At 48.2% G+C, this 13,249-nt stretch carries 5 protein-coding genes; all 5 read right to left on the reverse strand.

Going from position 1 to position 13,249, the window contains the following annotated elements:
* Positions 1-70: 70 nt before the first annotated feature.
* Positions 71-3,925 (reverse strand): TIM-barrel domain-containing protein, encoded by a 3,855-nt coding sequence (locus QFZ77_RS27550; protein WP_307444331.1) that lies wholly within the window; start codon positions 3,923-3,925, stop codon positions 71-73.
* Between the two features lie 55 nt (positions 3,926-3,980).
* Entirely contained in the window at positions 3,981-7,262 is a 3,282-nt protein-coding gene (locus tag QFZ77_RS27555; protein WP_307444333.1) for a TIM-barrel domain-containing protein, read from the reverse strand.
* 154 nt (positions 7,263-7,416) lie between these two features.
* Entirely contained in the window at positions 7,417-8,043 is a 627-nt protein-coding gene (locus tag QFZ77_RS27560) for a thioesterase II family protein (protein ID WP_307444335.1), read from the reverse strand.
* Positions 8,040-11,753 (reverse strand): glycoside hydrolase family 31 protein, encoded by a 3,714-nt coding sequence (locus tag QFZ77_RS27565; RefSeq protein WP_307444339.1) that lies wholly within the window; start codon positions 11,751-11,753, stop codon positions 8,040-8,042. The genes QFZ77_RS27560 and QFZ77_RS27565 overlap by 4 nt, the downstream gene beginning before the upstream one ends.
* 92 nt (positions 11,754-11,845) lie before the next feature.
* Positions 11,846-13,195: an ABC transporter substrate-binding protein gene (locus tag QFZ77_RS27570; RefSeq protein ID WP_307444341.1), complete on the reverse strand. Its 1,350-nt coding sequence runs from the start codon at positions 13,193-13,195 to the stop codon at positions 11,846-11,848.
* Positions 13,196-13,249 lie beyond the last annotated feature (54 nt).

The following is a 13,249-nucleotide window of genomic DNA, read 5'->3' on the forward strand; positions in this document are numbered from 1 at the left end:
CCAACATGGATGGATTATCCTAACAAACAAACAACCAGCCCTCCCATTCGCGGGAGAGCTGGTTGTTTGTTTATTGCTTGGTCACACGCACATCATCAAAGTGAAGCGTAGTCCCCCCAGGTGAATCCACGTAAAATCCAACATCAATCTGACCATTGGTCACCATAATATCACTTACACTGATGTATTTCCAAACACCGCTGTTACTGATGTTGGCATAAATGGCAGATCCGCCATAATTTTGAATTTCGGCTCTGGCTATCGTCGGCGTCGTGTTCTTCATGCGGACCCAAGCTTCGAATTTGTACTTAACATTATTAACAGGAACACTGACTGTTTGATGAATACTTTGTTGATAAGCGCCTGCTGCAAAGAAGTATGCCCGCTTATCACCCGTCCATGGGGATTCCGGCGGATTGGTTGTTGAGCCGCTATCAACGCCATAAGCAACGGCTTGCGTGCTTGGATGCCACTCAACCCAGTTATGGCTCTGACTCGTGTCACGCTCGAAACCAGGATTGTCTAGCAGATTCTGCTCAGAAACCGGCGTTCCCGCTGCCGAAGTTGAAAGAAGCAGGCGATCTAAGTTGATGTTCCCACTATCAGCAGCGTCGTATTTAAACGCAATCGTGTTTACCCCTGCGTTTAAAGTCACCGTTTGCACGTTATCCTGCCAGACGTTCCAATTGGTACCAGGACTCGTGAAACTGGTTTGTCCAAGCTTGGATCCATTGATGTAAGTACTCAACGTTTTCGTTGCTGCACTGCCATTAGCATATCGCAGCGCTATCTGATAGCTCCCAGCGCTAGGGATATTCACGTTGTATTTCACCTGTGCGCCTGCCGCACTCAAACCGTCAACAAAAGCTGTACCACTATAGTACCAATGGTTCGTGTTCAATGCGCTGCCACCAGAAAGCTCAGCACTCTCTGCTTCATACTTACCGACGATTGGTGCAAAGGGTACTGTGATGTTGTCGATGTTAACATTGCCCGTATCGCCCGCATCGGAGTAATACTTATAGGTCACTACATTCACACCGGCCGTCAGAGGCAGTGTCTCGGATTGCGTAGACCAAGTGTCCCAATTCGCGAGATTAGCGAGTGAGGTAGACTTCACTCTTTTTCCATTAACAAAAATACTGATAGACTTTGCTGAGCCTGAAGCATTCGCATAACGTAAGGAGACATTATAGTCACCGCCTGTTTTCACCTTTGGATAGAAAGTGACACCTGCGCCTGCGTTACCTAAACCATCTACAAATCCAGTTCCCGTATATCCCGTATGATTGGTGTTAATGGAAGCCTTTGTCGCAACCGTATTGCCAGAAAGCGATGCATCCTCAGCTTCGAATTGCGCAGAAGCTGCACTCACTGCAGCAACACCTGTAACAGCAATAGATTTAGAAGAAGCAGTACCTGCCGTGACTTTTACATAGGTGACATCCCCATAGATGTCCTTCCCAGTTGCCCAACCTTCCCCAGCGGCAGCTTTTAATGCCTGTAAGCTTGCATAAGACGTCATAGCCACGCTGTTATTCGTTACGGTAGTCCCAGCTGAACCGTGCAGCTTAACGATATAGGATTGGAGAGCTGGCGTGTAACTGCCACTCTTTGCCCCTAATGTAAAACTTAGCGAGCCCGCACCAATATCCTGCGCAGTCATATTTTGCTTAAAATAAGTACCGCCTTCGTAGTTATAACTGGAGCCATCATCATCGTAATACGTAAAACTCGACTGCGTCGTATCCGGAAACACATCCACATCAACAGAAGTGACAGAAGTCTGCCCAACGTAATCCTGCACTTTCTGTGTTGGAATAATGGCACCTTTTTTGATAAAAAGAGGAATGTCTGTCAACGTGTCCGGATTAACCGAGTAACGGATGGTTTGACCGCCAGTTATTGCATTACCTCGCGCATAGTCAATCCATGAACCAGACGGCAAATAAATATCTTTACTCGTCTGCTGTTTATCTACCACAGGTGCAGCTAGCAGCCAGTCACCGAACATCCAAGCATCCGTATAATTTTTAACGGCAGCGTCCGATGGATATACCTGCATTAAAGGTCGAACGAGCCCATTCCCATTCTCGTAAGCACTTCTCTCATAGGCATACATATAAGGGATCAAGGAGTACCGCAACTGAATAGCTTCTTTGGAAGCCTCTTCCGCCGTCGATCCGAAGTACCAGGGCTGGCGCTGCTGATGGTTGTTCCCATGTACACGGAAAACAGGTGTTAAAGCGCTGAACTGCATCCACCGTGCGTATAAATCGGGATTCGGATTGTTCGTCGTGCCATCCTGTTGATTGAATCCGCCGGTATCCATGCCCCATTTCACTTGGCCATTGTTCATTGAGGATAACATAACTGCCCTTTGCTCCTGCATCCCAGCAGCCCAGTTGATCCGTTCGCCTTTATTGTATTGAATGCCAATATCACCAGACCAAAGCGTAGTCGCATACCGTTGGGCACCTGGGTAGAAAGTTCTAGATGTTTGCCAAACACGCTGGGCTCCACTCGTGTAAGCCCGTTGACCCTCGTACATGGTCTGAGACATATGGCCTGTTGTGAAGTTGCCAAACCAATACGAAGCTCCACCGGAAGATACTTTATCCGTTTCGTCATTCCACCAACCAACGATCCCTTTATTGAGCGCATCTATGGAATGATTCCAGAACCAGGCACGTTCGCTGGCATTATAAGGGTCGATACTGCGTACAGTTACGGGGATGAAATAATCCTGATACTCGTTATGACCCGGATAATAATAACCACCGTTTGTCGCGTCCGCCCCCTGGCTCGTCACATTCGAAGAAGCATCCTTCGTAACGATTCGAGGCTTCGTAATTCCGATCATTTTGATGCCTTTAGCATCCATTGTTGTCTTTAGTGAAGTAGAAGAAGCAGAAGGGAAATTTGTCGTGTTCCACGCGAATTCGCCGTAGTTGGTTTCCCCGTATTTTTTCCAGTCATAGTCGAAGGCGTAAGCATCTATAGGGATATTCTTAGCACGATACGTATCCACATTATTCGTAAATTCCGTTTGATTCGTATCCCACTCAAAGTTCATGAACCCAAGCGACCACTTAGGAAGCATTGGCGGTTTGCCCGTGATTTCCCCAACGCTGGTCATGATTTCCTTCGGGGTGCCGAGCATAATATAATACTCCACGTTTTGCTTAGCATAACGACGTCCCTCAGGAGGGGTGCCACCATAATAAAACTCCATCTGACCGGTTGTGCCATTTGTATATGGGTATCCGCCATCGCTATCGACTAATAATCCATAACCCGCTGTACTCCAAATAAGCGGACCACCGGAATCTCCCTGTTCACCTGCATGGGCGGCATGACTGGACGAATTCCGCAGCAGGTCGCCTCCGCTATCAAAGGCGTTAAAACTCCGGATGCCATACATATTGTCACCGGAGCCATGAACGAAGCGCACACCATCTGAGAATACCCCTCCGCCGGATGGTTCCCAGAATAGTGTAGTGCCGTCAGCCTTTTTGACCGTCATTCGAACTGGGTTCTTGGTAATCTCAATCTTCATATTGGAGGTCGTGATGGTCATTGGATTGGCAGCTGTGTTAATCATAGCCCCTACAGCTGACCAAGTTTTGTCTGGATCCAGCATCGGCGTTTTCGCGCTTGCCGCTATGCCATTCGGTCGATAATCTACCTTCAAAATACCGTTTTGCACCGCCTGTACAACCAAGAGGTCATCATTCGGCTCCGCACCATTATCCACAGTTAGCGTCAAGGTATCTCCGGTTACGCTCGAAGTGATGAGATTGCCAAGGCTGCTGACATAAGCCTGAGCAGGAGAAACAGGAAGCAAGGTAAGGGTTGAACCAAACAACGTAAATGCTGTGAATAAAGCAAGGATACGTGGAACTTCTTTGTTTGGCGAACTCATTATGGATACTCCCTTTCGATTAGAAAATAAGGGAGGGACATCCCCTCCCTGCTTTTTATTGCTCTACGATCGCGATGTTATCAAGATTAATACCGAGTGAACTGGTACCATCATAGCTGACTTTCACCGTGTTGAGACCTGCACTGAGCGAGACGTTGACCGTAGCCGTACCCCACGTATCCCAGTTCGTTGTTTGCGGTAAGGCAAGGTCCGTCACTTTGGTGTTATTCACATAAATGGCTCTTGAGCCATTGCCTGCACCAGATGAATATCGAACCTTCATTGTATAGGTACCTGCGGCTTTAACAGAAACATCGAAGGTGACATTATCTTCCAGAGTCTCAAAGCCGTCTACAAACCCCGTACCTGTATAACCCGTATGATTCGTGTTCGTGGATACTCCACTTTGCGTACCAAATTCAGCTTCATATTCCACCTTGTTGACGCCATTTAGTACTACAGATTGAGTAGATGCACTTGAGCCAAGCTTGACGTAGGTGAATTTCTGTACCATGTCGTAGTACCAGCCTGTCGATGCTCCGGTTAAAGCAGTTAATGTGCTGTACTCTGTCATCGCAGAACCACCCACCGTTACAGAGGAAGGTTTTGTTGTAAACACTTGCAATGTCTTCGTCGAATTAATCGCTGGAACAGTGACTGTTTCTTTATTCAACCCATATTGCTCTGTAGACGTTATAGTTTTCACCGAACCGCCGATATCATCATTCCAGTCATATGTTGTTGTGCCAAGCGGATAAATGCGGAATGCGAGGTTGGTGTAGCTCGTCAAGCTGTTGCCAATAGTCCCACCCACCTGATATTGCGCGTTCAAATTCAACGGAAGAATGCTGCCGGACTTCACAAAAACTGGTAGATCATCTATGCCGGCATTGTAGCTGATTGTTCGACCGCCAGGACGCTGAGCACCGAACCAGAAATCGATCCAATCCCCCTGCGGGAGATAAATACTCTTGTTTGTTTCTCCCTGATTCATGACAGGAGCAACGAGCAAATTACCCCCGAACATATACTGCTGCGTCAAACCGTACGTGTTCGTGTCCGTCGGATATTCTAACGCCATAGCGCGCATCATCGGAACACCGGTATCACTTGCTTTCTTTGCTTCGCTATAAATATAAGGAAGCAAATTCATGCGTGTATTCGTATATTTAGCAAATTGGCTAATGATCGTATTGTCGCCAGTACGAGCTTGCGCGTTCCATGGCGAACGTTCCTCGTTAATACCGGAGCTGCCGTTAGACTCGGAGTGAAACTGCATGACCGGTGCAAAAGCGGCCATTTCGGCAGCTCGTTTGTACAACTCAGCCGTTGGATAAGTGCCAGTAAAGCCTGCCATATCCCAGCTCCAATAAGGAACGCCAGACATACTTGCCGTGAGCCCTGCACTCACAGCCTGCTGGAAAGCACCGAACGTTGACTCTTGATCGCCAGACCAGAATATTTGATTCGCCTGTGCGCCTTGCGTGCCAGATCGGCTGAAGGAGACCGCATCGGCTTTCTTCGAGCGTGCGTACTCGTTATATGCCTTCACATACTCATTTGGGTATTGATTGCGCATTTCATCACCTTTTTTACCGTTTGCGAAGGTATTCGAGCGACCCCACACCATTTCACCGCCATCTGTTTTGAAGCCGTCTATACCTACACCATCAAACAGATAAGCACGTTTAGACATCCACCAGTTTTTCGCGGCCGTATTTGTAAAATCAAGCAGCAAACTGTTCTCGAACCATTGACCTGTAGGTATCCGGTACTGGCCTCCACTGCCGTTGCCCACGGCATAATTCTGAGCAGTCATATAGGCTTCGTCATTATCTTTCTGGGTATAAGGCGTAGAAGTCCATTTCTGAATAGGGACCTGCCAGAGCACCAGCTTCATCCCATTGCTATGTAAATTGTCCGCCATAGCTTTCGGATTCGTCCATTTCCCTGTTGTCGGGAAAGTGAAATCGGTATAGGCATGCGCAGCGCTGCCCGTTTTAGGGGTATAGGTAGCATCATTGAAAATGTAGAACGTATTCTCATCACTCCACTGTTCGAGCACAACTGCCGTTGCCGGAATATTGTTGGTATTCGCGTTATTAATGGCTGTAGTTACCTTGGATTGACGATCCCACTCGTTAGCTGACATCCATAACCCGAAAGCCCATTTCGGAAGCGCTGTTGGCTTACCGGTAATGTTAGCGTAGTTACCCACAACATTTTTCAAATCATTTCCGTAAATGAAATAATAATCCAGTGTCGAGGCAGCACTACCCCCTGTATCAGCCGTAAAGCTGAACATATCGGTGCGTTCGGTTGCCAATCGGAATTTGGAATAATACGTTGAATTTACGAAAATACCATATCCGCTGCTGTTAAGCATAAAAGGAATTGCCATGTAGGTTCGATCATTTTGATTCTTATACTGATTAAACACGTAGGTGTCCACATCATTTCCGCGTTTACGGAAGTTGTTGTAATGTTCGCCAAAGCCAAAAAACTCCTCTGAAGCAGGCGAATAAAAATGATCTTCTACCTTGTTGATGATAGTACTGCCATTAGTTAACCAAGCTATGTTACGATTCGTAGTGCTGTCATATTGACGGGCAATCAACGTCGTTCCATCAGGCTTATACACACTAAGTTTAAAAGGATTCTTATCCACCTTCACCTTCAGCTTGGAGGTTGTAAGCCAAGTGGTCGAGGCGGTATCCGATACCGTGTAATTACTAAGTCCACTACTTAACGATCCTGTTCCCGTTGGAGAAACCTGTACGCGGAGCACATCATCTGCTGCAAAGGACAGGTTGATCTTCGGCGTCAAAGAACCTGTATTCGGAACCGCATTCAGCACAACACGGTTCGTATTATTCGTGATGGAGCTGATGCTACTAACAGATTCCCATCCAGTTACCGTAAAAGTAAAAGGTCCGCTAGTCTTCTCATTCGCGCCATCCTTGTTCCCACGAACGGTATAACTGATCACATCCCCTTTAGCAAATGTGCCAAGGTTCGCTTCCCAGTAAGTGTTGTTGCCGCTGTTGTATTTGTAAGCTGCTCCGACAGCAGCTTGATTGACACCATTTTTCGTCCAGGTCACCCAAGCCGTTTGTCCAGATTCAATCGGCCACGTTGTTATTTTGATATACACAGTGTCGCCTGCAACAGGATCTCTTGGACTGCGCTCCGTCGCCTGAATCTCGTACAGATCATCGATACCGTTTGGCGCATGATGGACACCATCAATGGCATAAATCGGGGGGACGAAGAGACAGAAACAGACCAAAAAAGAGAGAGAAAATCGGAATGGCACTGATAATTTCCGTACATACATAAACACTTCCCCTTTCGTACCGAAATTTGTTTTCTAACACGAATGACTAAGAGGCTCAAACCGTTAATCCTCACTATGTACTCGCTGCTCCAAGCATCCCCCCTTTCAATCGTTGGGAGGTCGCGAATCCTAACCAATCGCGACCGCCGTTTGATTACATCAGATATTCCCTTTCTACAATCGTCTGCGCGAGCTGCAGCCATTTGTTTGAATCCGATTGCCAGTAATGATGATCGCCTTCGCAAACGTGCACATCGCAGATTTTCGCCGTATAACGGCTCCACTCCGACAAATGGTCAACAAGCGCATGTTCATCCTTCTTGCCTGTAAAAACACTGAATCTAGCACGAAGTGGTTCTCGATTGACCTGAGTACGATATTCCTCCACAGGCTGACAGCCAATCTCGGATGCCTCCCCCTGCATGCCATTCGGTACACCGCGAGGTCGAAGAAGGTGCGGGGCGCTGCAGCCAGATAGAAATAAGTGACGTGGCTCTGCAATGCCTTCTGCTTTCAACCGATGACTGGCCTCAAAGGCAAGCAAGCTGCCCCAGCAGTGGCCGATAAACACGTATTCTTCACCAGGCATCACCTGCTGCTTGACGTATTGGGAGGTCTCGTGCAGAGCCTGCTCCCACAGATCAGAGGAAACCTCGCGCATTGATAATTGGGCTTGACTCAGTTCAACAGGTTGGAACCTAACACGAGCGGGCAATCCTCTGCTCCAAGTAAGGTACGACTTTGAGTGATCTCCACAGTGAGGGAACCCGAACAAAATCACTGCGCTATCACCAGACTTCCTGCCAATTCCGGGACAGTAATGAGCAGATTCTTTTGGCTAATCAAATAATGACCTGGAAGCAGTTGTTCCACATGATTGACTGGTGACAGTACCGATTCAGAATTTGAAATGACGGATACGCCATCTGGTTGATGTAAAATAAAGGTTATGGGTTGATTATGGCTAATACTGCCTGACCATTGCAAACGGATCTGACCACTGACTCTTTTTGCTGAAATGGTCACACGATTGCCTAAGTCATCCTCAAACTCTGTCTGCAGCTCATTTACAACATAAACTCGGAAACATAAATGCTCATAGCCGTTTACTCTATTGCCCACATGATCGCCAAGTGAATAATTCTCAGCCAGATTGAGCGCAATGACACTATCCTGTTTCTGATAAACAGGAACAGCCTCTAAAGGTGCAGCAACTTTCATCAGGCACGGACCTTGGACCTCTTCTTGATCGAACAATGATAACCATGACCCTTCCGGAAAATAAATCTCCTTAGCACCATGACCCTCCGCCGTAACAGGGGCGACCAGCAAGCTTTCTCCAAACATGTACTCACTAATCATTTCAGTGCAATGCGGATCAGCAGGGAATTGAAGGGACATTGCACGCATCATAGGCAGCCCTGTTCGACTGGTACGGATCGCTTGATCATAGATGTAAGGCAAGAGGTTCATTCGAATGTCTGCGTACCTTTTGTATAAATCGATGACTAGCGGCTGATTTGTACGTTCAGCAATGTTCCACGGCGTTCTGTCTTGATTGAACTCGCCTTTCGTTTCGGCATGATACTGCATGACCGGGCAAAATGCGGCCATTTGGGTGGATCTTATAAACAACTCCGCCGTCGGAATGTCGCCATGAAAGCCACCCAGATCCCAACCCCAGAACGGGATGCCCGACATACTGCTGGATAACCCGGCAATCATCGAGGAACGGAAAGCCTGGAAGGTCGAACGCTCGTCGCCCGCCCAATGCATCGGGTACCGCTGTGCTCCCGTATAGCCCGCCCGGCTAAAGGTAATACCTCCATCTTTGGCAAACTGCTGGATGAACTCGTAATAGCTGCCCACATACAAATTTGGATACAAATTGCGCATTTCGCGGCCTGTAGAGCCGTCATAGAACTGCAGATCGTGACCGAAGACGAACTCGCCGCCATCTGTTTTAAAACCATCCACACCGATTTCATCAGCGAGGTATTGGCGCTTATTAAACCACCATTTCGCCGCTTCTGGGTTCGTAAAGTCAAGAATATGACAATCCTTAAACCAGTTATAAGGCAATGTGTACGGCTCCCCTTCCGCCGTTTTCACACAGTAACCTTGCTCCAGCAGCGTAATTTCATCCTGATCGCGCTGACCGTGAGAAACGCCATACATATGTTTATGAATGGGTATTTGCCATAACAGCACCTTCAAACCCTGCTCATGCAGCTCTTCGACCATTCCCTTCGGATTCGGCCAACGACCCCACTCTGGGAACTGGAACTCATCATAGCGAAACGGTTGGTTACCATCTTTGACATTGTATTGCGCATCATTAAAAATATAGAACGTCGCCTCGTCACTCCATTGCTCAATAACTAGCACGGTAGAAGGGATCTGATACTTCGCCGTTAGCTCGGCCTGTTTCAAAACCTCTGCCTGGGAATCCCAGTTATTACTGGACATCCATGGTCCAAATGACCACTTCGGCGGCAATACAGGTTTGCCTGACAGATGGGTGAACTGTCCGACCATCGTGAGCGGCTCTTCTGCAAATATATACGCAACCAGCTGTTGATTTGCCTGCGACACATCCACTTCCACTTCAACAAGATCAGATAAACGTGTATGAAAGCGGAAGGTCGAATAAAGCGCTGTATCCACGAAAATCGCATATCCGCCGGAGGATATGGCAAAAGGAACCGGCATGTAAGTCTTCAGGCCTTGATCCCGGTACTGATTGTACACATATTGATCGACTTCATGACCCGAATATTCATAATGGGAGAAGCGTTCCCCCATGCCGAACCAGCGATGCTCCGGCCTAGTTTTCAAGTTCAAGCGAAGCTTATGCAGGCATCCCGAGCCATCGGTTAAAGCCTCGATAAGCGGCTTCCCTTCGGCGGCGAAGCCTTCCATCAGCACGCCCTCCGTGCTGCGCAGCGCGAGCGCAAACTTGCCCCCGCGCACCTCGGCTTCCAGCCGTGCGCGCCCAACAGCTAGCGCCGCCCGCTGCGCAGGCGCGCCCTGCGTACGTTCGCCCTGTGCGGCGAACGTCAGCATGATCGCGCCGCTCGCATCGGCGCGGAAAGACAGCTGAGCGGTGCGGGTACCCTCCGCACCGTAAGCCAATTCGACGACGAAGCCATCCGTCGTCTCGTACAGCGCATGGACGCGCTCCAGCGCCGTCCATGCCCGCACTTTAAAGCGGTAAGTCGCTGAACTCAGCGACTTGCTTCCGCTCTGAAGCACAAATACATAGCAGACCTCGTCACCTGCGAGGTAAGGGCCCAGCTGCGCTTCCCAGACCTTTTCCCCGCCGTCCGTCACTTTCATGACGGCGGTCACGGCTTCGGCCGCCGGAATGCCATTGACGGCGGCCTGCACGGTCACGACCTGACTCGCCTGAAAAGGCTGCGTCAAGAGGCGTACAAGCACCGAATCCCCCGTTTCGGGATGACGGGGAAACCGCTCGTAAGGCAGGATGACGTAAGGGTCATCGTAACCCGTCGGTTGATGCACCAGACAGACGCTGTCCAAACTGTCACTACGGACATCACCTGAAACAAGTGCAGTCTGAGCAAGCTCCAACAGTAAGCCCCCCCATGTACTGACGGGTGGTTCCCCTGCATGTTCACGCCAATAAGTAAGCAGTAAAGGCTCTTTGGCTGTAGAAATGTCTACCTCATACAGCTTCGAATCTTCTTTCTGAAGCGACTCTACATGAGAGAGCAGTTCTTTCACCCGAACCGTGTCCCCTTTTTTAGCGTAGTACCACGCCAACAGGCAGGTAAGGTCGGATCGCTCACAACCTCCATACAAAGTATCGCCAGCTTTGAATCTTACACCTTTACTAACAAGTGTTTCTTCCAGTTTATACAACGCTTCGATCAGAATACGGTCTTCAATACCCAGCATACCGAATGGAATCGCCGCTGTGATGATATCCCCATGAATCGCTGTATCACCCAATTCGCTAACAACTCGGCCTTCTTTAATGAAGCTGGCAAAGACAAGTTCACGGATCGCCTTCAGCAAACGCACACCCCGCTCGCCAACTCCGTTCTGAATATTGGCTTGAACTGCAGCGAAGTACATTGCCAAATGGCTCAAATAAATGCCTTCGTTCCCGCGCTGCAGCCAATGAGGCTGCGGTTTCTGCCAATTGGTATCTAGAAGCAAGGTGGCTTCCTCGACAATCCCTTCTATCTCCAACCTAAAATCCTGATCTTCCGTTACCTTCAGATATTCACCGAAAGCCCATATCCGAAGCGCCACATCCGTCAGCGCCAACTGTCCCTTAAATTGATCGCTGCTCATCAAACGCAGCACAGATAATACACGCTCCGCCTCACCTCGCTGGATAAGCGCGTAACTCAAAAAAGCAATATCTCTAAAAGTAGCAAGCTGCCCAGAGATCGTAATCTGACCTGTATGTTCATCTAGCGAGTAATTAACATTCTGATTTGAATCTAGTGTTTGCACCATAAATCCTCCTACTCCATCCTATGTGTATGAATGAGAAAGGGGCCGTTGCCGCAACAATGCCCCTTCCCTGCCGACTCTATGTCCGCACTACGCTATTTAGTTACTAATTTTTCAATCTTAGCTTGCGCTTCATTGAGTGCTTTTTCCGCTGTATAATCGGATTTCAATTTCGCTTTATCCAGCTCATCGCCGATCGCTTTAGTCAAATCGTTCCATTTGTCCGGAATTGGACCTACTGGCGTCAGTACAAGCGAATTCAATGCATCAAGTACGATTTTCTTTGAAGCTGGCGGCGTTTGTTTGAAATAAGCCTCCATGACTTTTTCATCAGAAACAGCTGGTACACTCCAGCCTTTCTCAATCCGTTTGCTGACAACAGAAGGATCGGAAGACATGAATTTGATAAACTTCCAGGCTGCTTCGGCATTTTTCGTTTTTTCAGAAACAACAAGACCATCCGCAAAGAAATGATGTGCTTTCTTCGTATTACCAGGCTCTAGTGCAATATCCCATTTGAACGGAGCATCCGCAAAGCGGCCAAAGTTCCAAATCCCGCCACGCAGCATAGCAAGCTTACCCGCTTTAAATGCGTTTAAGTCAGCATCCGGTTGGTTAAAGGTATCGTCATTGAGCGCTGGAGACACTTTATACTTTTTCGCTTTATCCAGCATCCAGTTCAAGGCTTCAATATTTTCTTTACTGTTTACAGTAGGCTTGCCATCTGCACTCCAGATACCTCCGCCATTCTGAGCAATTGTTTTGTAAAACTCATAAAATTGAATTGGCGAGTAGGTTCCCCATACGCCGCTTTTGGCGTCGGTGAGCTTTTGAGCCGCTTCCAGCTCTTGCTTCCACGTCCAATCCGCCTTCGGATACTCAACTTGCTTTTTGTCGAACAAGTCCTTATTATAGAAAAGAACTACGTCTGAAAATGACTCTACGACTCCATATTGCTTACCGCTATACTTGAAAGAGTCATAGGCAAGGCCTTTGTAGATTTCCGGCTTGAACGTCGTGTCCTTCGCAATGATCGGCGTCAAGTCTTTTAGTGTATTTTTGGCTGCATAAGAGACAAAGTTTTCGTAACCAACCTCAAATACATCAGGCGCATCCCCCGATGCGAGCTGTGTATTGAGCTTCGTGTAGTAGTTGTTGTAATCGACGATATCCACTTTGACCTTCACGTCAGGATTGGCCGACTCGAACGCCTTCACCATATCGCCGAGCGTCTGCTCTTGAGAACCGCTGGCGGTATACTGCATGAACTTGAGTGTAACCGGTTCTTTCTTTGTCTCCGGTGTTGCCGCTGCCGTTGCGGCTGCAGTCGGCTCTTGTTTTGGCGTCGACGCAGCTTCTTTTTTCGTATCCGCTCCACACCCCGTTGCTGCAAGAGAAACAACCACACCTAACGCTACGACCCAACCTGTTTTTTTAGTAACCATCTTTAAACCCTCTCTTCTTATGAATTTTCTTCTGTTAACTCATCAATGTCATTT

The organism is Paenibacillus sp. V4I3 (assembly GCF_030817215.1).
Classification (GTDB): Bacteria; Bacillota; Bacilli; order Paenibacillales; family NBRC-103111; genus Paenibacillus_E.